This is a genomic window from Microcoleus sp. LAD1_D5 (genome assembly GCF_036702115.1).
GTDB lineage: Bacteria > Cyanobacteriota > Cyanobacteriia > Cyanobacteriales > Microcoleaceae > Microcoleus.
This window is the reverse complement of the sequence record NZ_JAUBSA010000005.1, coordinates 85,768-110,558: the sequence shown is the minus strand read 5'-3', so window position 1 is coordinate 110,558 and position 24,791 is coordinate 85,768. Positions and strand designations below refer to the sequence as shown.

The window sequence follows — 24,791 nt, the reverse complement described above, 5'->3', positions numbered from 1 at the left end:
GCCGATTCAAAGGTCAACGATATTATTCTGCGAACCAATTCCCAATTCCCAATATGAACACCGAAAATCCAGCTTTAACAGATCAAAGTTCCGAAATAGCAGATACCAGCGCTACTCCCCCATCATTCACCCTTCCCCCCGCTGCGAAACGCCTTCCCGGGTGGCGGTTGTGGGTTCCTTTGCTGCTGCAAATCGGACTAATTGCCGCCGTACCCGCCACCGCAGTTTACACTTTTATTACTGGCAAAACAGTTGTCCTGCAAACAGCACCAGTAGACCCTTACGACTTTTTGCGCGGCTATTACCAAGTTTTGAGCTATGATATTTCCGCTATCACAAATCTCCAAAAACTCCCCGGCTGGAAAGATTTACCTGGAGAAAAAATATATTGTCCGCCAAGAGTTGTTTGTCCACAAAATACGCACAGTGTCAAGCCACAAACCAGTTTTTATGTAATCTTAGAAGCGCCAAAAGCCGCGACTAATCCCGGTCGCCCCCAAGCTTGGAAACCCGTCCGCGTCAGCCCGGAAAATCCCGCCAATTTGCCCGCGAATCAAATCGCTATTAAGGGCAAATATAACGGTTGGCAGATGGAATACGGCTTAGAAACTTATTATATGCCAGAGGATGAAAGGGAAAAAGTCAATCAGGAGATTAGCGAAGCTCAAAGGAAGCAGCGACAATCTTTTTTGGTAGAAGTAAAGGTTGACAAAACAGGCCATGCTGTGCCTGTGAGTTTGTGGGTGCGCGATCGCAATTATCGATTTTAGCCAATTTAGCCAAAAGGTCGATCGGTCTTTTGCCCTTGTTTTGAGTATTTTGGCTTAGGGATGGGGCCGAGGTTCCGCGATTCCCTACCGCAACCGGTCCGCAGGCGCGATCGGGATAGCTTCACTCGCGCAGACCTTTCAATTGCCGACAACCCAGGAGAATCTATTAAGATATATAAGACTTGTGCAAATCTTGCCAGTTCAAGGGCGCAAGTCATGACTCTACTGGAGCTTCTCATGTTAGCCGAGCTAATCTCTGCCAGACGAATACTCAAGACCAAACTCCTCGACTTCTTAGGACTTCCCGAAAATTGCCAAGACCAAACCGATCACCTCGTCAACCGAATTGTATCCCTGCTGGAAGCAAATCCAGCCGAACAAGAAAGATTTTGGGAGACATTCAAAAGTGAATTAGCCGTCGATCCGGTAGAAGTAGAAACAATACTCAAGTGTTCGCCAGCAGAACGCCAGCAGTGGATTGAACAAGACAAACTCCCTATTTTAGAATACCGCTCTTTCCGCAAATCAGGAATCCATTTAGAATATCCCGTTCACGACAGAAGATTGATCTTAAGTCTAACGCCAACCGATATTAATAATTGGCGCAAAGAACCCAAAGGGCTGATTAAAAATCATCGCCCAATACCCACCCCAATCAATACAGAAAACCCCGTAGAAAACGAACAATCCCGAGTAGCTTTTAGTTCAGAGTGGGAAAAAATAATTGCCGACTGGAAAGAACAAGGTTCGGCGGAAATTTCAGCAACCTTCCAGCTAGCTTACTGGACAGTTTGGGCGTCGCGGTGGGCAAAAGAAAATCAGCTCAACAGCTTTAAAGCAATTAATAAATATAAGGAAGTCTACGAAACTCACCAGCAGGAATGGTACCAGCGAAAAAATCAAGCAGTCAAGTTACTGATTGAAATGCCTTACGCCATGCTTTACTTCTACCGTCCGGCGGATGCTGACAAATTATATCTGGAACTGTGCGACGACCACCAGGAAATGATGAAAGATGGCTACTATTGGGATAAGTGGGATTTTTTCTATCAGAACCGCAAATTGGTAAATAAGTGCCGCGAATGCGTGTACTCCGACATCAAAGATTATTACTCGCTTTACTATCTCGAAATCAAAAGCGACAAGTTTCCCGATTTTAGTTTTTCTTTCCACACGCCGTACCCAATCGGCAGAAAATTTTTGCCGCATCCAGAAACGCTGCCTTATGTAGACCACGTAGAACAGGACGGTATTTTTCGCTTTGGTCGCCCGCTGCTGGAACAAGAGAAAGCTCTTCACACAGAAAAAGATGTATTGCTCAAGTTTGAGGCGGCTTTGGCAGAAGCGAAAAAGTTTGTTTAGTCATTAGTCATTAGTCATGAGTAGAGTTATTGCACATTTTTTGATTGATAGGGAAAACCATGATATCAAATCTGTTAGCATCGGCATTATTCAGATATCTATTCTCGACCTCTGCGTGAATCAGCGTCAATCCATTGTCTTCTGCGGTTAATTTTTCTTTTTTTAACCGCAGATACAGGCAGATAAACACCGATTAACGCAGATAAATTATATCTATTCCGGTTGTACCTTCGGTGATTGTTTACGGTTGACTGGACTTGACGCCCGACGATGCTACCGGATTTGATATGTTTTGAACTTGGATTACTTGAATGCTGCCGCCAGCATAAACTTTTGGTTGTTGAGTTCCTTCGGAATTGTACGATCGCAATCCCACCTCTGCCAACAAACTCCCCAAGTCAGTTTCAGTCTCAAACAACCACAAAAATACAGCCCACCCTGGCAAAAATACCGGATTAGTAGGCGAGTGAAAATCTACCAAAATGAATAGACCACCTGGCTCGATCGCGCGGTACACTTCTTAAAAGATTTGTCGCAATTGCGCCCGTTGCATTTCGTGCATCGCAACGCTGCTGTGTACTCCTGTGAAACTGACAGTCGGGAAAAGGCATCGACTCAGCAAAAGCTTCTAAATAATAATTGGCTGATGGTACATTTTTCCTTGCCCGTTGCAGAGATAATGGCGAAGCGTCAAGTCCTGTGACATCCTGGAAATATTGCACCAGAAATTGCTTAGTTTGACCGCTACCGCAGCAACGGTCTAAAACTTTAGTTTCGGCGCTGAGGGTCAAATTTTCCCAGGCTTGTTGACCCAAACGAGCATCGCCACCTACGCTCAAAGCAGCAAGACGCGCGATCGTATCGTAGAGCCACTGATACCGATAACTTAAATCTCTAAAAATAGTTGCCATAGTCAAAATTATGTATACCTTGCTATCGACTTAAGATATTATTAAGTTATATGATAAAGATAAGTAACAGAACTGAGATATTGGGAGAGCTGTAACCGCTATGGGTCGTGTGGGAGTATTGCTATTAAACTTGGGCGGGCCAGATCAAATCGAGGATGTCCGTCCTTTCCTGTTCAACTTGTTTGCTGACCCGGAAATCATTCGCATTCCGTTTCCGTGGATGCAAAAACCGCTCGCCTGGTTGATTTCGACCCTGCGTTTTCAGAAATCCCAGGAAAACTACCGCCAAATCGGGGGCGGCTCTCCTTTGCGGCGGATTACCGAGGAACAAGCCGCTTCGCTGCAATCCGTCTTGCAGTCCAAGGGACAAGATGCTCGAGTATACGTGGGGATGCGCTACTGGCATCCTTTTACCGAAGAGGCGATCGCCAAAATTAAGCGCGATCGCATCGAACATTTGACAATCTTGCCGCTGTATCCTCAATTTTCTATCAGCACCAGCGGTTCTAGCTTCCGGCAGCTAGAAGAAATGTGGGGCAAAGATCCAGCCCTCAAAGATATCGAATATACCGCGATTCCTTCTTGGTATAAGCGGCCAGGCTACATTCAGGCAATGTCGGAATTGATAGCCCAAGAACTAGACCACAATCCTCATCCCGATCGAGTTCACATCTTTTTCAGCGCCCACGGCGTCCCCCTGAGCTACGTAGAAGAGGCTGCAGACCCCTATCAGCGCGAGATTGAAGATTGCACTCGTCTGATTATGGAACATTTGGATCGATCGAACGAACACACTCTAGCTTATCAAAGTCGGGTTGGCCCGGTGGAATGGCTCAAGCCTTACACCGAAGACGCGATTACCGAATTGGCAGAAAATGGAGTCCAAGATTTGTTGGTAGTTCCGATTAGTTTTGTTTCCGAACACATCGAGACTCTGCAAGAAATTGACATGGAGTATCGAGAATTAGCCGAAGAATCGGGGATTAAAAATTTCTACCGAGTGCCCGCCCTGAATACTCATCCGGTGTTTATTGAAGCTTTGGCCGATTTAGTCATCGAGTCGATCGAATCTCCCAGCGTTAAATTCTCGGATGTTATACGCCCTTCCAAGACAGTGAAAATGTACCCTCAAGAGCAGTGGGAGTGGGGTTTGACCACGGGGGCGGAAGTTTGGAACGGTCGTGTGGCGATGATTGGTTTTGTGGCATTATTGCTGGAGTTAATTACGGGTCAGGGCCCGCTACACTCGATCGGATTGCTTTAAATTGACAGTTGACAGTTGACAATTGACCGTTGACTGTTGACTGTTGTTACAAATGACTAATGATATCAAATCCGTTGGGATCTGAATTATTCATCTCTCTTCTCTTCCTCAGCGCCCTCTGCGGTATCTGCGGTTAAATCATTCCGAAACAACCGCAAACGATATGATTAATTACCAATAACTAATCACTAATTAATCAGGATCGCGCTTGCGGCGGCGGGGATTTCCCCTATCACCCGGTATTCCCTGACTTTTGTACCAGCGATACCACTCTTTAGAACTGCGAATTGCCAGCCACAGCAGCAGCATAGCAAATAACCCTCCCTGCCGCGGGGCGTCAAAGGCAAACAAAACCAAGGAAATGCACAGAACATCTTGGAGGAAAATCACCCAAATCGGCAAACCCCGCAGCCGATAAAACCATCCTGCTTGTACCAGTTGCAGCACTAAAGCCAACAAACCTCCGACAATACCAATTATCCACAGCATCCAAGGGTGAGCAATAATTTCCTCGATCGAACTTACTTGAGCGATCGAAATTCCCATAATTGCTCCTACAATAGGGCTGAAAATAATTTGCACAATTTGCAGTACCCGCTGTCCTACAAAGGTTTTAGAAGCAAATAACTCTAACAGCGACCAACTCACCAAGATGGTGATAGCCACCTGGGGGGGAACCCCCGACAATAGAGGTATTTCCGACCAAAGTTTGTCAATCCGCAACAAACCAATTAACAGCAGGGGCAGGGCAATTCTCATACCCCCTGCCGCAGACGCAGAGAGTGCGGCTAGGAGTCCAACCATAATAATAATTCAGTTTCTAACGTCAGCTAAAGCCTCGATCTATTTCAGAATTTAATTCCCCTGATGGCTGGCTGTGATTTGAGCGATCAAACTCAAGTTGAGGCTTGAGCTTAAATATCACCTTCTATTGTAAGTGTATCTGCTTAATTGCTGCTTGGCCCTGCGAGATTGTCGATCAATACAAAACAGTTGAGTGTTCTTAGTTGACTGTTGTCAGAAGAAAGGAGGCAGCATTCAACCAGGATTGTGATTAAATTAGCTTAAGCACCCGAAGCCTTTTTCTCTCTGACAACAGTCAATTAACAACACTCAACAGTCAACTAACTTCTTATGTCTGATTCATTATTTGCCGATGCCAGTCGCCGATTAGAACGAGCCTTAAAATATGTGTCCCTTTCCGAGGATACGATCGAACGGCTGAAACACCCCAAATCCAGTTTAATTGTATCGATTCCCGTGCGGATGGACGACGGTTCCCTGCGAATTTTTCAAGGTTATCGGGTGCGCTACGACAATACCAGAGGCCCGTCTAAAGGAGGAGTGCGCTATCATCCGGGAGTATCCCTTGATGAAGTGCAATCCTTAGCATTTTGGATGACTTTTAAATGTGCAGTTTTGAACTTGCCTTTTGGAGGAGCCAAGGGCGGAATTACTCTCAATCCCAAGGAATTGTCCAAACTGGAATTGGAACGGTTGAGCCGGGGCTATGTCGATGCGATCGCAGATTTCATCGGCCCCGATGTCGATATTCCCGCGCCGGATGTCTACACCAATCCCATGATTATGGGTTGGATGATGGATCAATACAATATTATTAAGCGGCAGCTTTCTCCAGCGGTGGTGACTGGTAAACCAGTGACAATTGGTGGCAGTTTGGGCAGAGATACGGCAACAGCAATGGGTGCTTTTTTTGTAGTAGAAACTATTTTACCCAAATTTGAGCTAAATCCTCAAGATACAACTGTAGCAGTACAAGGTTTTGGTAATGCCGGTGCAGAAATAGCTGAACTTCTCTGGAAAGCAGGTTACAAAGTTGTTGCTGTCAGCGATTCCCAAGGGGGAATTTATGCTAAACAAGGGCTGGATATCCCCAGTATTCGAGGCTTTAAAGACTCTAACAAAGGTATCAAAGCTCTTTACTGCGAAGGTTCTGTTTGCAATATTATCGAACACGAAATCTTGACAAATGAACAGCTTTTAGCATTAGATGTAGACGTGCTCGTTCCAGCAGCTTTGGAGAATCAAATAACGGAAGCAAATGTTAATGATATTAAGGCTAAGTTTATTCTTGAAGTAGCTAACGGGCCGATTGATTCTGCTGCTGATTTGATTTTAGAAGCGAGGGGGATTCAGGTAATTCCTGATATTTTAGTCAATGCGGGAGGCGTAACGGTTAGTTATTTTGAGTGGGTGCAAAACCGCAGCGGGCTTTATTGGACGCTGGAGGAAGTCAACCAGCGGTTGAAGCATAAAATGGTCGAAGAAACTGAGGCAATTTGGAAAAAATCTCAGGAATTGTCAGTTTCCATGAGAACTGCTGCTTACGTGTACGGGTTAAATCGACTCGGAGAAGCGATGAATGCGAAGGGAACACGGGATTATTATGTGAATGGTTGAGAAATAAAATCCCCGACTTCTTCTGGTTATGTTCGTGAAATATCGAAGTAATTTCAGAAGTCGGGGATTTGGCTATTGGCTATTACATAGCCTTAGTCTCCGGCATCAAACACTTATCAGAATCGCAGCCAGCCGGTCCCGAATCCATCATTTCACCTAAGTCATAACGACTCAGTGCCGCATGAAAAACATCTATTTGGCGACGAACTAAAACGTCTTTCAACATCGTCTCGTAAGTTTTCTTACTCACGGGTTCAAAAGGCAGACGCGGGAAAGTTTCAAGAGCATCAAACCGAGCCAAAAGCGCTGCGGAAATGTAGCCTTCATCATCGCGAATCGCTTCGTAAATCCGAGTACCCAAACTTTCAACTTCATTTTCCCGCAACTCAATAGTCGCGCTGGTGTTATGTCGCACATAGAACTTTTGCACCTGCATATAAAAGTCCATTTGTGCCGCCGCTGAGAATTTGTTAATGTCAATTTCATCAGCACCGGGCAAGTCAGCCCAACTTACCGCAACGGGTATTTCTACCAGCCATTCCGTGCAGCGTTCGTCGAAGGGATTGTTCAACAAATTGCCGTTTTCATCTTTGTCAGATTGAGACGGAATTACGTTGTATCCGTAGTCGATGCAGGCGAGGGCTACGGGGTCGTTTTTGCCGAAAGTGATGCGGCGAATGAAACGCTGGGCTTTCGGCGGATGCCAGCCGGGGGAAGCACCTGTCAGCAGAGATTTAGTACCCGATGGTTGAACGGTTGTGCAGCGATTTGGGCGTTTTAAGGAATGGCGATCGCAATAATCCCATACTACCCGATTCACAATCTCCCGCCAACCACTCAAATACTCTTCTTCCCGCTGTTTAAAAGCGATTCCTTGGGGAGTTTGCGGGCGGCCTTCCACCCACCAGCGCAGCCACTCAACGCCAAAAGCATGAACGAAGAAATCGAACAATCCCGTGAAAGATACGCCGACAATCGGGTCTAGTTCGCGGCTGTATTGATAGCGAGGTTCAAGAAATTTGTGATTGAGAAGTACCGCTACAGATAGAGCTCCGGCGGTGAAAGCTTCCTCTTGTTCTTTGAAGTTGTAAGGGTCAAGTTGATTGAGGTGAACCTCCGCCAAATTACAGTTTCCAGCTAGGGTATTGCCGAAAACTCCCTTATGAAACTCTGGTTCGTTGAAGCAGTAAGTATCGTGCAATCCTGGTAATTCTTCGACACTTCTGACGACTTGCCATTTACCTTTGCCTTTAGCATTCGTCCCTTTGCTCACATCTAACCGCTGACAAGGTATTTCACCACAGTCAGTAATTTGCAAGTAGTACAAATCCCGACTTCGGACACCGTAATTAGTAATTGACCCTTGATGAGCGCAAAGATTTAGCGACGAACGAATACCGCATTTAGTCAAAAGTAACTGAACTCTGAAAGCGCGATCGCGGTCAGAAATATAAATTCTGATACCATTACTGTGGGTATTCGAGCCGTCCGTATCAGCTAATCCAGCAATAAAATGTAAAATTGCTTGCCGATTCCAGCTCGCAATTACATTTAGTGCTTCTGGGTTAACTTTCAAACTTTTCAGCAACTCTCCAGAAAAGCTCAAGTTAGTTACATCGGTAAAAGCAGGTAAATAGTCATAGCTTCTTTCAGGAGACTTATTTCCTGCCACTGACAATGCCATTTTTTGTTCGTAAAGTCGAACTTTTGCATTGTCATTTTGGTCTGTAGTTCCATCTCCTACAGCCACACCCAAAGTGTAAGCATAACTTGAATCGATATTCATGCCATCTTCATACTGAATTGTAAAAGGTTCAGTATGAATGCTATATCGACTTGTATCCATCAAGTCTTTGGTTTGAACTTCTTTGTAAACTTTACCAAAGCGATCCTTGACAAAAAAACGATGATATTCTGTGGCATCCAGATAAGTACCATCACCAAACTTTACACGATAAAGTTTGCGTCGCCCGCCACAAGTATCACTCCCTGTCTGAAATGGTGTGACTGAACTCCATTTTTTACCATTCCAAATTTCGATTTCAGTTCCAACAACGTCCTTTATTTGATGCAGTCCGCCTCTAGTAATTAGCAGAGTGTCACCACTGACACAATGAAAATTAGAGCCGATTATTTCACCACACGGGTTTAAACCCATGCGGACTAACCGATGCTCTAATTCTTCCACAGTCATATTAGGATAGCGTTCCTGCAACCAATCTTTAGCTTTTCCTTCGTCGTAAGCTTTCAAAAACTCAAGTTTAAGACTCGGTGTTGAAAGTAAATCAACATTAGATCGAGCTACAGCTTCGCCGGCCCATTGAATCGCACCTTCGCCGCTGTAATACTGTTTGCGGACAGCATCAATACATTCTTCTAGTGTAGGTTTGGTATGGAAAACTCGCGTATGGTTGGCCATCCGAAGGGCATCGCGTTCTGGATCTATTCTCCAGTTGCCGTTATCATCTTGCTGCCACAAATTATTTTTAGCATTTGCCCCTAGTTCGTCATCGAAAGAAAACTGACGAATTCCGGCGGATCGGCGAATATTGCCAGCAACAATTGTGACCGCTGCTTCATCAATCAACACGCAGCATTCAACTGAATTTAACTGCCGCCCTAAAGCTTTATTCAAAATTGCGGCGCAGCGCTGATAAAGGTCGGGCAATTTCACCGGATTGGCTACTCCGCCAAAACCTTTTAAAGGTTCTCCCACGGGGCGAACGTCGCTCAAATCGATGAATACTTGAACTTCTCCGGCAAATCTTTCATCTGTGGATAATTCCAGCAAAGTTTGATAGGAGTTTACCCAACCTTGGCGAGAATCTCCGACATAAATAGTTGCGGTTTTTTCTGCTATTTTTACTTCTGTTTCTTGACGGCGCGACTGGGCGGGTGTAGAGCCAATTTCGCCTTGCATGGTTAGGGTTAAACGGTTGCGGATCGGCGGCAGTTGGTTGATATATTGTGGTTCCAAGACTGCCCCAGTGCCGCAGCCCATCATTGCCAAATCCATTAACAAACCAAAGGAACGCCAGTCGAGAATATTTGTTGAGGAGCAATTATATGCGCCGGAAAAATTCTCTGGTTGTTCGATCCATTTGCTGCCCCCTACCCACAGCCAGCGGCCTGAAGCGAGGGTTTTGAGCTGGTTTTGCATCCGGTGCAGCAGTTGTGTTTCTTCGGGGGTGAGGTTTCCCAGCTTTTGCAGCCCCTTGACTGTTCGATCGCACACTTGGGCCCAAGTCTCCCTTCCCGTCTCGGTACGGCGGCTGTAAGTCCTAAAAAATACTGGATTGGCTGCGGGTGCTGTTTCGGGGAAATCGGACAGGTTGCGTTTCTCGCTGGCACTCGATCGCTCTAATTCTCGAACCATAGGTTGTGTACTGACGTGTCGGAATATATCAACAGACTACGAATATACAACAGGATTCAGATTTAGGGTTAAAGGTTAATATATTTGACAATTTGCACTAAATATGGGGCACAGAAGTGTACAAGCTCGATCGGGCGAGATCCTCAAAACTTGACAAAAAAACCCGATTTCTTCCTGAAAGCGGGTGAATAGCAAATCTTGTCAATTGTCAATCCTTTGTCAATAAAAACTCAATATTGGGTAACAGCGGGTCTTGAACAACCCCCACACCGTTAAAGCCCCAACGTTCGAGTAGCTTTTTTACCTGAGAACCGGAAATCGATTCTACTCCAAATCGATCGGCAACATCAGCAGCGTGGGCGTTGAGATAACTCAAAGCGTCATAGTCTTCGCGAAACATCAGCAGGTAACTCACTGCCGCATCTGGGTTGGGATTCGCGGACAGATATTTGCCGTCACTGCGGGAACGTAGCAAGTAAAAAACTTGAGATAACATCTTATCTTGGTTGTCAAAATAATATGTTACCTCAAATTGGGAATTAGAAATTGCCCAAACGATTTTAGACTGACAATTTGAGATAGTAGAAAAGTTGAGTTTTTTTCAACTTTCTACCTAAAAAGTACATAATTGATGCCTAAAATCGCTGGGAATCTAGCAGTTAAATCAAAGTCAGTGCTAAGCCTTTAATCCCTCGCCCGTCACCTATTTGACCGACGATAGAAGCTTGACCGGTCGTCAAATTGATATTGTATAGGCTGGAAACTCCGCCAACCTCGATCGCAGCCAAAGCCGTCTCGTTACCGCCAACACTCCTGATATCAAAGCCGAGAACAGTACCAGCATCAATTCCCAAAGATCCGATCGTATTCAACACCCCATTATTCGGTGGATCTTGTCGCACCAAAACGTCTAAATTGGTGTCAATTGCAAATAGTGTCGTCGAATTTGCCCCTGCAAAGTTATTCACATACGCAGCAGCAGCAGCAGCGCCGGGATTGCCAAAATTGCGATCGCCCGCAGCATAAGCCAAATTCCCGTCGAGTTGAATTCCCCCCGTCAGCGTGTCAAAATCCACAAGTGCCCCAGTATCAGGGTTGAGGCGGGCGTTTTGACCAGGTTGATTGACAAACCGAATTCGATCGACTGTCGGATTGAAATCAAAACCCGCAGCCCCCGGAGTTAGAGGAACAGCAAACTGCCCGCTACCGACTTGACTTGCAGCCCCAGTAACCGGATTAATCGCGTACAAGCGATTACTAGAACCCACACCGTAAAGCAAACCGTTAGCGGGGCGAAAATCAATTCCCAGCAAACTTTCTCCCGGCTGCAACCCCGTAACTGCTGCGTCACTGAGAATCGCCCGCGGTCCCGCCTCGTTAAAACCTACAATTGTTTCAGCGCCATTTCTGACCGTTAAGGCGTAAGCTGTAGGCAAAGGCAAAGCCAAACCGTTAATCTGTCTCCCGTCGGCAATTTGACCGACAAAGGAAGCTTGACCGCTACTTAAATTGATATTGTACAAGCCGGAAATGCCACCAACTTCCAGCGCCGCCACTGCCACCTCGCGGCCGCCAATACTCCTGATATCAAAGCCGAGAATGCTAGTAGCATCAACTCCCAAAGATCCGATCGTATTCAACCCTCCATTATTCGGCGGATCTTGTCGCACCAAAACATCCAAATCGCTGTCAATTACAAACAGGGTTGTCGAAGTTGCCCCTGCAAAGTTATTCACATACGCAGCCCCTGCTGCCGCCGGATTTGACCCAAAATTGCGATCGCCCGCAACATAAGCCAAATTCCCGTCGAGTTGAATTCCCCCCGCCACCGTGTCAAAATCCACAAGTGCCCCGTTATCCGGGTTGAGGCGGGCGTTTTGATCGCCTTCATTGACAAACCGAATTCGATCGACTGTCGGATTGAAATCAAAACCCGCAGCCCCCGGAGTTAGGGGAACAGCAAACTCCCCGTTACCGACAGGACTTGCTTCCCCAGTCATCGGATTGACAGTATACAAGCGATTGCTAGAACCCACACCGTAAAGCAAACCGTTAGCCGGCCGATAATCAATTCCCAGCAAACTTTCTCCCGCTTGCAATCCAGTCACGGGCAAATCTGAGAGTACACTTCCCGGATTGGAAAGACTAAAACCGACAATCCGATTAGCAGGAGTTAAAGCATAAGCCGTTGTCCGCGCTGGAGGCGGGGGGCTGGGAACAACGCTGCCAATATTATTAGTGAAACTTGCCTGGTTAATCGCACTTTGCCTCACTCCTCTGAGAGTAGCGAGAAATTCTCCTGTTACCCGGTCTTGAATAACAGTATCGTTTCCAGCTTCCTGAATATTCAAGTCGCTAAAACTGAGTCCTCCCGCCAAACCGATTAAATCTGTACCGGCAGCAAAATCGGCGATCGCGTCGGCATTTGCCAAACTAACACCGCCACTGGTACGGAAAGGGTCAGCCTCAGCGTAGCGCCTCAAAACAAATAGGTCTGCCCCCTCTCCCCCTATCAGGATATCAGTATCTCGATCGCCCGACAAAACATCATTGCCGGAGTTGCCCGATATGGAATCGCTGCCTTTTCCGCCCACTAAAAAATCGTTACCTTCTCCGCCGTTAATAGTGTCGTTATCTAAATCTCCAAAAAGCGAATCTTGACCTGAATTGCCATCTATTAAATCGCTTTGCTTACCTCCATAAATGCTGTCATTACCAGAGTTTCCGGCAATGGTGTCATTCCCCATTAAACCAAAAATCAGGTCATCTTCTGGACTTCCTGCTAGCAAGTCTGCTTGGGCGGTGCCTCTAATTTCTGCCATCCTCTAATTACCCTCTAAATTTGATACTTCTGTTGCCTAACGGCGGTGGTATTCTCAGTCAAAATATCACAAATTCGCACTTTTAGGAGAGTTTTTCTGATTTTCGGCTGTAGGGGTGGCTTGCCATACAAGTATTACAGGCAGATCAAATGATATATAAACCCGCCCCCGGATTCAAATAAACCCACTCCTAAAGATAGATCGCTTAGCCGTATTTTATAGTTGGCTGTGTAGCTGGCGGGCGATCGCAGCTAAACTGCAAACAGGCAAGCTGAATTTTTTAGGGGTGCGAACCTATGAAATTTTGTACTGCGTTCATTAGTAATATACGCTGACTCTATAATTTTGGATCTGTACAGTCAGAAATTCTTTTTTAACTTTAATCTTAAAGCCTGCGAAGGTGAGCTTTGTGTGTGTAGCGGCGACCACCATCGCTCAATATAAAGTGGATAATAACTGCGGAATTGACCTAATAAGTTGAACAGTCGTCTGAAGAGGAATTAAGCTTTCAGGCAGGGGTTTAAACCTCTGCCTGAATAGGGGTTTCACATTAAGTTAACACCAATGAGTTTTGCCTGGGAACGCACAAAAGCTGTTTTTTAGCTTTTCTTTCTTCCTTCCTTCTTTCTTTCTCAGGACTTACGCAATAACACATTGTGACTGCTAATCTAACTTGATTTAAGTATATACTGTCGCCGCCATTATATCAAGTCTGCACGGAAAATTCCTCTGGATCAATATCCCAATTTGCCCAGCGAATTGCCTCCCTCGCTGATGTCAGGTTAGGTGGAACTCTCAAAGCGTGAATGAATCCCGTACTCGGACAAGTCATTTTTAACAAACAAATCGGCTCTACATCGGCATTATCTATTTGTAATAGTGCATATTCCTGCCAACTATCTATTTGTTTTGCTGACAATTCTTGAATTATGCGCTCGTAACCAATTCCTTCAATTAACACTCGCCGCACTTCGGCATTCTCTTCTGCTAAAAGCCATTGGGATTGCCATTGATTGGGGTGGACTTTGCCGTATTCTTCAGGCAATCTGACGCTGTGATAATAGTAAATTTTCCATCCATCGGCAAACTCGATCGCAGGTTCTCCTTCAGCGTGCAAGCGGTTTTGACTGTCAAAGCGCAGGTGGCGGGGGCGATCGCACACCGCGCAAATCTTTTCAAAGGGAAATATAAAACCGCAATGCTCAAAAAGCAGCTTTTGGCAGTGATGTATTTCTTGTGCCTTTTGGGACAGATTGACACCTGATGAAGAGATATACAATTCAGTCAAATAGATTTCTTTAAACAAATTCGTGGGGGTTGAATGGTATCTCAGCTCGGACAAATGATTGGGAAAAACATTCCCCATCGTTCCTTCTGATCGCTCTAATTCGTCAACCAATTCCCTCATTAGCGAACTCAGTGCGCTGTCTGCTTCGGACTCGATCGTCAGGCGATCGAGCTCATACTGCCACACGCCCGGACTTGCAAATTCTCCCACAATCGATGGGGACATGGATATCAATTTCCAATCTAGCTTTTCCCCCAATCTATTGCTGTCCCATTCGTCTGAGCAGTTTGGTGAATGGTCGCCTTTGGGCAAGTTGAAAATTTGGATAAAAGCGTCGCGGGGACTGCTGCAAACAATAACTTGGGGTTCTTCTAGGCTAATAGCGGCATAGGCAACTTTGACAGCTTCTGTGGCTTTTTGAGCATCAATTGGCGTAGTCGAGAGAGTAAGATGTTTCTGTGCGAGGAGGCCTAACACGCAGATAGCGGTCATTTGATTGTTGTCGAGATTCAGTTCTGTCAGATTGGTGAGCGATCGCAAGGCACTGATGTCGGTAATTTTATTGTTATTGTATTCGAGATACAGTGTGGTCAGATTGGTGAGCGAGCCCAGGGAGCTGATGTCGGTAATTTTATTGTTGTCGAGATCCAGTGTTGTCAGATTGGTGAGCGAGCCGAGGATGCTGATGTCGCTAATTTCATTGCCCCAGAGATGCAGTGTTGTCAGATTGGTGAGCGAGCCGAGGATGCTGATGTCGCTAATTTTATTGCCACCGAGATACAGTGTTGTCAGATTGGTGAGCGAGCCGAGGATGCTGATGTCGCTAATTTTATTGTCGTTGAGATTCAGTGTGCTCAGATTGGTGAGCGAGCCGAGAAAGCTGATGTCGGTAATTTGATTGTCGCTGAGATCCAGTGTGGTGAGATTGGTGAGCGAGCCGAGGATGCTGATGTCGGTATTTTGATTGCAGTCGAGAGACAGTGTGATCAGATTGGTGAGCGAGCCGAGGATGCTGATATCGCTAATTCCCGTGTTGCTGAGATCCAATTCGGTCATGCTTGAAAGTATCTGCTCCGCTTCTTGTGCGTCATCAGTGCCAGCCTTTTCTAACAACACTTTAACTGTGTGCCTTGCCGATTCTGAAAGACTGTCAATATGCCTGCACCAGTCCGCAAAGCGACTAAAACTCATTGGCTCGTTTGGTGGTTTTTCTGACATAAAACACTCCTAGATGGGGAATGGGGCATCGGGAATGGGGCATGGGAATATTTATCGCACTTTTATGGTAGTTTATCGCGTAGTAAAAGCCAAGTGTTGAGTTTTTCATCTAAAACATATTTATCAGTATCAGAAAGTGCTGCAATAACTTTCAATCGATTTTTAAGTTTTCTTAACTCGCGAATTTCTGCAATAGGTAGCGTTTTCCAATTAGCTGCCTTTTTTTCGACATCTTCCTGCGACTCTTGGACGTTCTCCCAAAACCATTCTAAAATTAAGTTAACATCGAGAACAGGATGATCGGAAATTACTTCCTGTTTTTCTATCATCGCAGCCCGCAACATCATTGAGGAAATCGTAAAAGACTCGCCACTACCTGGTTTTTTCCGATCGGCATCATCGGCTTTGCGATCGTAAATTGCGATTGCTACTTCTGCCCATTTGCGATCGCACAAACCGGAACCATTTTGACCTTTTCGAGCCTTAGCCGAGGCAACATCGGCTAATAATAGCCAGTTAAACCCTTGTGGTTCGGTGGTTTGACCTGAAAATATGTTGTTCGCCCAAATCAGTACAGATTCGGCATTTTGTTCGAGAATGCGATCGAGGGATATTGTCGTAGGAGATTGAGTCATAATTTATCTACTCCACATATTCGATATCAGCATTATTTGGATCGACTCCTTGCTGCCTAAAGGCTGCAATTCCTAGTTCTAAGCTCTCTGAATTGGGTCTAAAATGCCCGCTGTGATTGCTGATTGTTAGCAAAATATACAAACCGTTGGTGCCGACAATCTCGGCTTCTCCCGCCGCCAAAACAGGCTGACCGCGAGTTATAACCGTATGGTAAATTTCATTGTTAACATCTAAAAATTTCGGAATTATAAGGAGTTCTAGGTTGGTTGTCACTGCCCATTTGACAGTACCTTCATTAATTATATCGTCAAATCCTGCTTCTCCCACTTTAATGGGTCTGATACCTAACTCATCTGCCGATCGAATTTCATCATTTAGCGTCGCGGGGGACTGATTGGAAAAGCGAGGGCTAGGAACATTATTTGAAAATGATTGTGTCACAACAGAATTTAACGAGAATCAAATTTACAGTCAAATATGATTCTATCACTTCAAATCTTCCAGCTTAATCCGAGGATCGACAGCTTTCAGCAGCAAATCCGCAAACAAATTCCCAACAATCAACATCGTCGCACCCATCATCAAACTTGCCATTACTAAATACAAATCTTGATTAGTCACGGCCTCCAGAGTCAGCTTTCCCAAACCCGGCCAATTAAAGAAATATTCGGCAATAAACGCACCGCTCAACAAACTAGCAAACTCAAAACCCAATAGGGTAATCAACGGATTAACTGCATTCCGCAAAGCGTGAACGTAAATTACTCGATCGTCCGGCAAACCTTTAGCCCGTGCTGTTCGGATATAATCTTGACGCAGCACGTCCAAAAATTGTCCGCGCATCAATCTTTGCAAACCCGCAAAACCAGTAAGGCTGAGGGCGACTGTTGGCAAAATTAAGTGCCAGCCGTAATCAAGGATTTGACCCCACCAAGGTAAGTCTGCGTGGTCGATACTTGTCATTCCTCCGACGGGAAACAGAGGCGAAGTATTCTGAGCAAAAAATAGCAGCAGCAACGCTGTGATAAAGCTGGGAAATCCTTGTCCCGTGTAGCTGACTACTTGCAGAACTCGATCGACTGTGCGGTTTTGATTGACGGCGGCGACAATTCCCAAAGGAATCGCGATCGCCCAAGTTACAATCAAAGATGCGATCGCCATCAATAACGTCGCCGGTACCCGTTCCCACAGCAGCGAAGCTACGGAGCGCTGATACACAAAACTCGTGCCAAAATTCCCCCGCGTTACAATTTGTTGCAGCCACAGCCAATACTGCACAATCGCTGGTTTATCTAAGCCGAACTGCTGTTCGAGTTGCTTGAGAGTCTCCGGCGAAATCTTCGGATTTTGGCTCAAAGTATCCAAGTAATTTCCCGGTGCCAGTTCAATAATTGCAAAACAAAGCATCGATGCCAAAAATAGCGTTAAAAGTGCCTGCAACAGTCGCTTGAAAACATAAGTTTTTGTCTCCCTGCCAAACAGAGAACTCAACCCTCGCGAATTTTGATTCAATTTAAGAGAAGTCATACGATTTTAGATTTTAGATTTTAGAATTGAACAATTGAAGAATTGAAGAATTGTGAATGATATTAATTCCGGTTGCATCGGAATGATTTAACCGCTCTTGACGCAGAGATAGCAGAGTCTCCAGAAGAGAGAGATGAATAATTCCGATGCAAAGCTCAAGGATATTATTTGTCAGTAGTTTTTATTCAGCAGTCAACTGTCAACTGTCAACTGTCAACAGTTAACTGTTAACTAACTAATATTCAACTAGCGTGACGATCGGCACATCGGGCAATTTCTGCCTGCCACCCAAAGCCTGCAATTCAATGATAAAAGCAAAACCGACAAGCTCGCAGCCAGCTTGTTCCAACAACTTAGCCGTCGCCGCCGCTGTTCCGCCAGTGGCGATTAAATCGTCCACAACCAGCACCCGGCTGCCCGCTGTCATCGCATCTCGGTGCATCTCCAGTCGATCGACACCGTACTCCAACTCGTACTCAGCAAAATGAACCGCACCTGGCAGTTTCCCCGGTTTGCGGACAGGAATAAAGCCTATTCCCATTTTATAAGCCAAAGGCGCGCCAAAGATGAAGCCCCGCGATTCCATGCCCACCACATAGTCAACAGACATTGCAGAGCATTTTTCGGCTAAGCTGTCAATAGTGTAGCTGAGCCCTTGCGGGTCGCGCAGCAAAGTTGTAATGTCTCGAAACATAATTCCCGGCTTGGGGAAATCAGGAATGTCGCGAATCAGAGATTTGAGATCCATAAGCTTGCAGATCGGCGTTGAGGGTAACGAGGCATCAAAAATGCTACAATAATAACGTCAAAATTTAAAAATTAAAAAATAAAAATTAAAACTAAGAGCTTCTTTAATTTTTATTCTTTAATTGCTTAATCCTTTACGTACTATGTAAACAAATGTCATAATTCCCTAACAACAGGGTTGAATATCAACATTTGTCACCCTATGATCGAAAGTCAAAAATCTAATATCTAAAATCCAATGATTAAGTTGGCAGCACGAGTGGGTGAGGTTTCTCCTTCGATAACCTTGGCGATCGCCGCTAAGGCTAAAGCCATGAAGGCCGAAGGAATTGATGTCTGTAGTTTGAGTACGGGAGAACCCGATTTTGATACGCCCGAACACATTAAAGCAGCGGCAAAACAAGCTTTAGACGAGGGGAAGACTAAGTACGGCCCTGTGGCTGGGGAACCGCAGTTAAAAGCTGTGATCGCCCGCAAACTCCGCGATGACAATAATCTCAACTATCAACCGGAAAATATCATTGTCACCAACGGCGGCAAGCATTCCCTCTACAATCTGATGATGGCTCTGATCGAGCCTGGAGAGGAAGTAATTATTCCGGCTCCCTACTGGCTAAGCTACCCAGAAATGGTGAAACTCGCTAGCGGCAAGCCAGTAATTGTACGGACTGATGCTTCTACAGGATATAAAATTACACCGGAACAACTGAGTCGAGCGATTACTCCCAAAACCAAGTTATTTGTACTGAATTCGCCTTCTAACCCGACGGGAATGGTTTACTCTCCGGCGGAAATCAAAGCATTGGCCGAGGTGATAGTCGATCGAGATATTTTAGTGGTTGCTGACGAGATTTACGAAAAAATTATATATGACGAGGCTCAACACGTCAGCATCGGTTCCCTAGGGAAAGAAATCTTCGATCGCACCCTGATCAGCAGCGGTTTTGCTAAAGCTTACTCGATGACCGGCTGGCGAATCGGTTATTTGGCCGGGCCGAGCGAATTAATTAAAGCCACCGGCACGATTCAAGGTCACAGTACCTCAAATGTGTGTACCTTTGCACAGTACGGCGCGATCGCAGCTTTGGAAAGCAGCCAAGAATCTGTCGAAAAAATGCGTCTAGCTTTTGCCGAAAGGCGTCAGGTAATATTTGAATTACTCGATGCTGTCCCTGGAATTAGCTGTATTAAACCAGACGGTGCTTTCTATATGTTTGTCAACATCAGCAAAACTGGAATGAATTCTCTGGAATTTTGCGACGCTTTCTTAGAACAGCAGCAAGTAGCAGTTATTCCGGGGATTGCGTTTGGTGCAGACGACCACATTCGCTTGTCTTACGCCACCGATTTAGGCACAATTAAAAAAGCCGTAGAAAGGCTCGATAAATTTGTCCGCAGTATCTAAAAATTAGTTAGTAGTCAGTGGTTATTTGTTATTTGTTATCGGTAGCAGCTTACTGGTGACTGCTGACTGCTGACTAATGACTAATGACTAATGACTAAAGCTGTTTAGTCATAATCTCTTTGAGCAAATCCAACCCCTTCTTAACTCGCCGAGAAACAGTCACCGCACTGATACCCAAGCGTTCAGCCGTTTCTTTCTGCGTCAAATCGTAGAGAAAAACAAACTCCAATATCTCGCGAGTCCGTTGTTCCAACATAGCCAAAGCTTGCTGTACGCGAATTTGATCCTCTTGCGCCAACTGAAAACTCCGATACTTAGTATCGGGCACCAATTCTCCCAGACAAGTAGCCCCCTCATCTTCATCTTGCATCGGCGCATCCAAACTCAGAGGCGATCGGTTGAGATGGGCCAACTTAATTTCTTGCCATTCTCCTACAGAAACCTCAAGCACTGCTGCTACTTCAGCATCCGTAGGTTTGCGGTTTAACTGCACCTGCAAATCCTTGATCGCTGCTACTGATTTGCGTTCCAGGGACTGCCAGTGGCGGGGAAATCGCACAGAAGGGCTTTTGTCCCGCAAGTAGTGTTGAATTTCGCCCCGAATGTAGGGAATTGCAAAGGAACTAAAAGCGTGCCCCTTCGCGATATCAAACCGCTCGATCGCCCTGATCAACCCCATACATCCGACTTGCAGCAAATCGTCATAGCTTTCACCGCACTGGTTGATCCAGTGGTAAACTTCTTTTCTGACCAGTCCAATATTCAGTTTAACTAACTGATTGCGGATTTCATTCGATCCAGAAATTTGGTACTCGCGCAACAATTGCAAATTTTCGCTTTTTAGCTCGTTCGGCACTGTGGTAGACATGGTGACATAAGGGTTGGTAGAGCAGAGGACTGAGGTTGCTTTAGATCTAGCTTCTAATCTAGTCTAAAACAATTCACTTTTAGCTAGTGTAATCCTAGCACTTAATAGGTGTGATAGCGGACACACCAGTTTAACTTTCCGAACGTGAACGGATTTAGCGGGATTATCAGAAGGTTTTCGGCATAAGGCAGACTTTTACCATGTAGAAGGCCTTCGGCACAATCCCCAATTTAACCAGGTTTTTTTAAAAATATATTATAAGCTGAAAGCACTTTGAATACAATACTTTAATTAATAAAAAATACCAACTTCATAGCTTGCCAATGACCACAATTCAATCATAAATTTAGTCATTAGTCAACAGTCCTAAGTTATGTTGCTCAAGACTGTTGGCTAATGAAGAGCTAGCAGTACCTTTAGGGCAAAAAACTGCTTAAGTTCGATCGATCCTGAAAGCCAATTTTACGAGACAGAAGGCTCAATGCGAGCGTAAAACAAACCCCGAATTTTCACGTCCAGAGCCGGTCTAGCTCCCAAATCAGTATCAGAAGGCTGCGTGCTCTCAAAAATCCCGCCAACTTCGCCAGTGGCGCTGTTGACTTTAGCAACTTGGAGAGAAATTTTGCCCGCCTTGGTGCGGGTGTCAGCCACCTTAACATTAGCCCGCACACGTTTGGAATTGTCAGAAGCCGGAAGCGCTACAGCATTGTCATAGCCAGTCGATACCCCGCGACCTTTAGGGTCTAAAAAGCCTGCGCTGCGGTAAGACGGAACGTTAAACTCCCCTCTCAAATCGGTGGAAGTATTGATAGCAACTACTCCAGGATCAGAACTAGCAACTAATTCTTTAATGGTAAACAAGAAAGGTACTTGTTCTCCGCCCGGTAACTGAATCGTAATTGCTTGAAAATCCAAGCCGTCTTCTTCTGTAAAAGTCAGAGTTCCGTCAGTACCGACCTTAAGCGTACCTTGAACTTGGTCAATGCTCGACGTGAACCGGGTCAGCAATTTACCAGGCACAAATTCCGCTTCTTGGCGTTTGTTTGCTGGTTCTTCCTTGACAAAATAAGTTGTGGGCTGCAAACACAAACCAGTCAGTTTATAGGTGCCACCCGCTTCGATGGGGATCGATCCCCGAGAAGTTTCTGCCAAGCTAGGGCAGTTATTAGCCAATCCAGTACCTCTAATCTCGTCGTAGGTGAGCAACTCAGTAGTTGCCACCGTCGAGTCAGGAGCAGAAGAACAAGCAACCAGCGCACTCATGCAAAATGCTAAAAGTGCAACAATTAAAGCACGATATTTCATTGCAAACCTCAATATCCAACATCGGATTATATTAAGAAAAAGCCCTACTTCGAGCAAAATATAATTGCCCGCCGGCAGGCTAGGCCAGCGCTTAGGGCAGCATTTAGATCCTGATCGCTCGCTTCACCGAGACCGGCATTGACTCAAAAAATCAAGCTAGTGCGCCGTGAAAATAAGCATGAACTTACGATTTCTCAATCATGTTCGGATCGCAGCCCAATACACATGGTACGACGGGTTGTGCTCTTTTCCTGACTTGGACTGCAAATTAATATTGCTTAAGTCAACCTACTTAAGTTACTTTGCTTATGGCCCCGAATGGCGATCGCGACTAGCTCGATTAGTCGGTTGACCAAAAGGCTGGGGACAAAGGCCTTGTAGATTTCACAGGAAGCAGCGGTATGGACAACGGCAAAGATTTAGAGTCAGAAAAGTTGCAGTCTCAAATGCAATCGGTGACAGAGGCGATTCGGACTTTAGCCGAAAGTTGTCAGGGAGACAGTCTGCTGCTTTTGGCCCTGCTGCGGACGCTGGAAGCTTCGCACCGGGAAATTCGGGACGGTTTGTTTCAAGCGTCTTTTCCCGACAACCGCCAAGCACTTTACAAACTGCTCAGGAATATTGAAGCCAATGGCGGCTGGCCTTACATCCACCGCATGAAACTTCGATCGCTCTTGGGGTACACCCAACAATTATCTCCCCTAGAAGATTCTCCAGCCGAGTCACCACAAGACTCGGCCGAAACTCCCCAGGACGTTAAATAGTTTTGAGTGATGAGTTTAGTGAGTTTTACATTAACTCATCACTCATCACTAAGCTGCGCGATCGCGCCTAGAACCCAAAAGGTGTAGGAGCTAAGGGTATCGGGTTCGGCACCGCCGTCGGGAATATCGGCGTCTGACCGGGCATTGGCAATAGTCCGGGAGTCGGGGGGATCGAACTAATTGACAGCAGAGGCGAATCAGGCACACTAACTGTCGGCGGAGTTGGAATCCTCGAAGCAGTCGGCGTGGGAGTCGAAGTTGGTGCTGCTGTCGGAGTCGGAGTTGGTGCCGCTGTCGGAGTCGGAGTCGGTGCTGCTGTCGGAGTCGGAGTCGGTGCTGCTGTCGGAGTCGGAGTCGGTGCTGCTGTCGGAGTCGGAGTTGGTGCTGCTGTCGGAGTCGGAGTCGGAGTCGGCGCCGCTGGTTCCGTGAGAGTCGGCGTCGCTTCTTCCGTGAGAGTCGGCGTCGCTGCTTCCGTGGGAGTTGGAGTCGGAGTTGGAGTTGGAGTTGGAGTTGGAGTTGGAGTTGGAGTCGGAGTTGGAGTTGGAGTTGGAGTTAGAGTTGGATCTGTAATTGTGGTTGTAACTGTAGTTGTAGTTGTAGTTGTAATGGTGGTTGGCCTGGGAGTAACCGTCCCAGTCACAGCGATAAAATCGTTGACATCGATCAGCGCCGCCGGAGTGTCTGTCAAAATTGCTAAAAGCTTGCCGTCGAGCGTAATTACTGTATCCCTGAGATTTGAACCGTTGCCTTGGCTAACTACCAGTTGACCGAAAGATAAATTGCTCGGCAGTCCAAAGAAATCCTCTGCGTCATTGTAATCAGTAATTAAAACCAAACTGCCAGGCCCGGCTCCCAATCCAAAGACATCGCTGCCACTGCCACCAGTCAGAGTATCCGAACCCTCACCTCCGATCAGAGAATCATTACCCTCTGCCCCAAATAAATTGTCATTGCCGAAACCGCCCAAAATTGTATCGTCGCCGATACCTCCGGCCAAGGAGTCATCGCCAAAACCGCCGTCGATACCATCATTACCTTTGCCACCAAACAGGAAATCATTGCCTTCATCTCCCAGTACCGAGTCGTCGCCCTCATCGCCGCGAAGGGTATCGGAACCGCTGCCACCAAAAACTGTATCGTCAGCCTTACCACCGAATATCTGGTCATTACCAGCGTCTCCGAAGAGCGAATCGTTGTCGGCATTGCCGTACAAAGTGTCGTCGCCGTCGCCGCCGGTCAAATAATCGTTGCCCTCAGCGCCCAACATTTGATCCCTACCACTGCCGCCGTTGAGAGAATCGTTCCCAAAATTCCCGTAGAGAAAGTCATCATCAGCATTCCCGAACACGGAATCGTCACCGTCACCCCCTGTGAGGGTGTCGTTACCAGTACCGCCAGCAATCACATCAGAGCCTGCGTTGCCACTAACTAAGTCGTCCCCTGCGTCTCCCAACACGCTGTCTATCCCGTCGTTGCCTTCGAGGATGTCGTTGCCTAAACCGCCACGAATCGAGTCGTCGCCGTTCCCGCCGGAAGCAAAATCGCGGCCTTGGTTGCCAATAAGTTCGTCATTTCCTTCACCCCCAATCACCGAATCTGCTCCGTCACCTCCCAGAAGCTGGTCGTTACCGCCGTCGCCCTCTAGGGTGTCATCTCCTCCCGCACCCAGGAGCGAATCATCGCCATCTAAGCCGCGAATTCGATCGCTCAGAGGAGTTCCTAGAATAAAGTCGTTGCTGTCTGTGCCGATCAGATTTGCCATACGGGATACACCGCTCCTAAATCAAATAAATTGTTTGAAATTATGTTAATCGCCTTCGTGACAAGGGATTGCTGCTTGCCTAGGTTAGCATAATTGAGATTTTGGCAATCTGGCGAAGGGGCACTGGAAGTTTTGCTCGTGTCCGCAGTTGCGATCGGGGCTGGTATAATGCCCGATCGGCAATCTAATTTAGTTATTATGGATTTTTTCAAATACAAATTAGTCGATCGGACTCAAGGAATTCAAACTCGACAAACGAAATGAGCCCGAATAAAAAATGAATAACCTTTTTCATTCTTGCGCCTCCTCAATTTTTTACTTCTGATACCACTTTGAAAAAAGAAT

21 protein-coding genes and 2 pseudogenes are annotated in these 24,791 nt (G+C 46.1%); 8 read left to right on the top strand and 15 right to left on the bottom strand.

All coding sequences use genetic code 11. The features are described 5' to 3' along the window. The first annotated feature begins 53 nt into the window (after positions 1 to 53). The 3 genes from QUA70_RS04200 to QUA70_RS04190 all read left to right on the top strand — a co-directional run bounded on the left by QUA70_RS04200 (position 54) and on the right by QUA70_RS04190 (position 2,283). Positions 54 to 770, top strand: a complete 717-nt coding sequence (locus QUA70_RS04200) for a GDYXXLXY domain-containing protein (RefSeq protein ID WP_333345170.1) — start codon at positions 54 to 56, stop codon at positions 768 to 770. A gap of 216 nt (positions 771 to 986) precedes the next feature. Further along, positions 987 to 2,132 carry a hypothetical protein gene (locus QUA70_RS04195; RefSeq protein WP_333410313.1) on the top strand — a complete coding sequence of 382 codons (1,146 nt, stop codon included), beginning with the start codon at positions 987 to 989 and terminating at the stop codon, positions 2,130 to 2,132. Between the two features lie 16 nt (positions 2,133 to 2,148). Further along, positions 2,149 to 2,283 (top strand): hypothetical protein, encoded by a 135-nt coding sequence (locus tag QUA70_RS04190; protein WP_333332851.1) that lies wholly within the window; start codon positions 2,149 to 2,151, stop codon positions 2,281 to 2,283. 90 nt (positions 2,284 to 2,373) lie between these two features. On the opposite strand, the gene QUA70_RS28535 is transcribed toward QUA70_RS04190, so the two are convergent. Further along, entirely contained in the window at positions 2,374 to 2,613 is a 240-nt protein-coding gene (locus QUA70_RS28535; RefSeq protein WP_445251607.1) for a hypothetical protein, read from the bottom strand. Then, positions 2,588 to 3,043: a class I SAM-dependent methyltransferase gene (locus tag QUA70_RS04185; RefSeq protein ID WP_445251606.1), complete on the bottom strand. Its 456-nt coding sequence runs from the start codon at positions 3,041 to 3,043 to the stop codon at positions 2,588 to 2,590. The genes QUA70_RS28535 and QUA70_RS04185 overlap by 26 nt, the downstream gene beginning before the upstream one ends. Before the next feature lie 100 nt (positions 3,044 to 3,143). Here QUA70_RS04185 and hemH point away from each other — a divergent pair, with 100 nt between their 5' ends. Continuing rightward, a complete protein-coding gene (hemH, locus tag QUA70_RS04180) occupies positions 3,144 to 4,307 on the top strand; it encodes a ferrochelatase (RefSeq protein WP_333345167.1) in 1,164 nt (387 codons plus the stop codon). Positions 4,308 to 4,499: 192 nt separating this feature from the next. Here hemH and QUA70_RS04175 read toward each other — a convergent pair whose 3' ends face one another. Beyond that, positions 4,500 to 5,111, bottom strand: coding sequence for a DUF4126 domain-containing protein (locus QUA70_RS04175; RefSeq protein ID WP_333332845.1), 612 nt, complete (start codon positions 5,109 to 5,111; stop codon positions 4,500 to 4,502). 330 nt (positions 5,112 to 5,441) lie between these two features. On the opposite strand from QUA70_RS04175, the gene QUA70_RS04170 reads away from it, so the two are divergent. Next, positions 5,442 to 6,728 (top strand): Glu/Leu/Phe/Val dehydrogenase, encoded by a 1,287-nt coding sequence (locus QUA70_RS04170; RefSeq protein WP_333332842.1) that lies wholly within the window; start codon positions 5,442 to 5,444, stop codon positions 6,726 to 6,728. Between the two features lie 82 nt (positions 6,729 to 6,810). On the opposite strand, the gene nrdJ is transcribed toward QUA70_RS04170, so the two are convergent. The 9 genes and pseudogenes from nrdJ to QUA70_RS04130 all read right to left on the bottom strand — a co-directional run bounded on the left by nrdJ (position 6,811) and on the right by QUA70_RS04130 (position 18,343). Further along, positions 6,811 to 10,104, bottom strand: a complete 3,294-nt coding sequence (nrdJ, locus tag QUA70_RS04165) for a ribonucleoside-triphosphate reductase, adenosylcobalamin-dependent (protein WP_333345165.1) — start codon at positions 10,102 to 10,104, stop codon at positions 6,811 to 6,813. A 208-nt stretch (positions 10,105 to 10,312) separates the two neighbouring features. Then, a complete protein-coding gene (locus QUA70_RS04160; protein WP_006630975.1) occupies positions 10,313 to 10,600 on the bottom strand; it encodes a hypothetical protein in 288 nt (95 codons plus the stop codon). A 163-nt stretch (positions 10,601 to 10,763) separates the two neighbouring features. Further along, positions 10,764 to 12,926 carry a DUF4394 domain-containing protein gene (locus tag QUA70_RS04155; RefSeq protein ID WP_333333643.1) on the bottom strand — a complete coding sequence of 721 codons (2,163 nt, stop codon included), beginning with the start codon at positions 12,924 to 12,926 and terminating at the stop codon, positions 10,764 to 10,766. A 706-nt stretch (positions 12,927 to 13,632) separates the two neighbouring features. After that, positions 13,633 to 14,142: pseudogene (locus tag QUA70_RS28530) on the bottom strand (DUF6745 domain-containing protein); the annotation flags it as partial. Positions 14,143 to 14,706: 564 nt separating this feature from the next. After that, positions 14,707 to 15,270, bottom strand: a pseudogene (locus QUA70_RS28525) (leucine-rich repeat domain-containing protein); the annotation flags it as partial. A 224-nt stretch (positions 15,271 to 15,494) separates the two neighbouring features. Then, the gene (locus QUA70_RS04145; protein ID WP_333345161.1) at positions 15,495 to 16,067 is read right to left on the bottom strand and encodes a hypothetical protein; all 573 of its coding nucleotides are present in this window, start codon (positions 16,065 to 16,067) and stop codon (positions 15,495 to 15,497) included. 7 nt (positions 16,068 to 16,074) lie between these two features. Further along, positions 16,075 to 16,509: a hypothetical protein gene (locus QUA70_RS04140; RefSeq protein WP_333333649.1), complete on the bottom strand. Its 435-nt coding sequence runs from the start codon at positions 16,507 to 16,509 to the stop codon at positions 16,075 to 16,077. Positions 16,510 to 16,554: 45 nt separating this feature from the next. After that, positions 16,555 to 17,595, bottom strand: a complete 1,041-nt coding sequence (locus tag QUA70_RS04135; protein ID WP_333345160.1) for an ABC transporter permease — start codon at positions 17,593 to 17,595, stop codon at positions 16,555 to 16,557. Positions 17,596 to 17,830: 235 nt separating this feature from the next. Next, positions 17,831 to 18,343 carry an adenine phosphoribosyltransferase gene (locus tag QUA70_RS04130; RefSeq protein WP_333345158.1) on the bottom strand — a complete coding sequence of 171 codons (513 nt, stop codon included), beginning with the start codon at positions 18,341 to 18,343 and terminating at the stop codon, positions 17,831 to 17,833. Positions 18,344 to 18,580: 237 nt separating this feature from the next. On the opposite strand from QUA70_RS04130, the gene QUA70_RS04125 reads away from it, so the two are divergent. Then, the gene (locus tag QUA70_RS04125) at positions 18,581 to 19,747 is read left to right on the top strand and encodes a pyridoxal phosphate-dependent aminotransferase (RefSeq protein ID WP_333345156.1); all 1,167 of its coding nucleotides are present in this window, start codon (positions 18,581 to 18,583) and stop codon (positions 19,745 to 19,747) included. Positions 19,748 to 19,841: 94 nt separating this feature from the next. Here the strand turns inward: QUA70_RS04125 and QUA70_RS04120 are convergent, their stop codons facing one another. Continuing rightward, complete coding sequence (locus QUA70_RS04120; RefSeq protein WP_333345153.1) at positions 19,842 to 20,615, bottom strand: RNA polymerase sigma factor SigF; 774 nt, start codon at positions 20,613 to 20,615, stop codon at positions 19,842 to 19,844. A gap of 462 nt (positions 20,616 to 21,077) precedes the next feature. After that, positions 21,078 to 21,920, bottom strand: coding sequence for a photosystem II manganese-stabilizing polypeptide (locus tag QUA70_RS04115; protein WP_333333659.1), 843 nt, complete (start codon positions 21,918 to 21,920; stop codon positions 21,078 to 21,080). 401 nt (positions 21,921 to 22,321) lie between these two features. On the opposite strand from QUA70_RS04115, the gene QUA70_RS04110 reads away from it, so the two are divergent. After that, positions 22,322 to 22,684, top strand: a complete 363-nt coding sequence (locus tag QUA70_RS04110) for a hypothetical protein (protein ID WP_333333661.1) — start codon at positions 22,322 to 22,324, stop codon at positions 22,682 to 22,684. Between the two features lie 67 nt (positions 22,685 to 22,751). Here QUA70_RS04110 and QUA70_RS04105 read toward each other — a convergent pair whose 3' ends face one another. Further along, positions 22,752 to 24,446, bottom strand: coding sequence for a calcium-binding protein (locus QUA70_RS04105; protein ID WP_333345151.1), 1,695 nt, complete (start codon positions 24,444 to 24,446; stop codon positions 22,752 to 22,754). Positions 24,447 to 24,539: 93 nt separating this feature from the next. Between QUA70_RS04105 and QUA70_RS04100 the strand changes: the two genes are divergently transcribed. Further along, on the top strand, positions 24,540 to 24,710 hold the full coding sequence (locus QUA70_RS04100) for a hypothetical protein (protein WP_333345149.1): 171 nt from the start codon (positions 24,540 to 24,542) through the stop codon (positions 24,708 to 24,710). Positions 24,711 to 24,791: the final 81 nt, after the last annotated feature.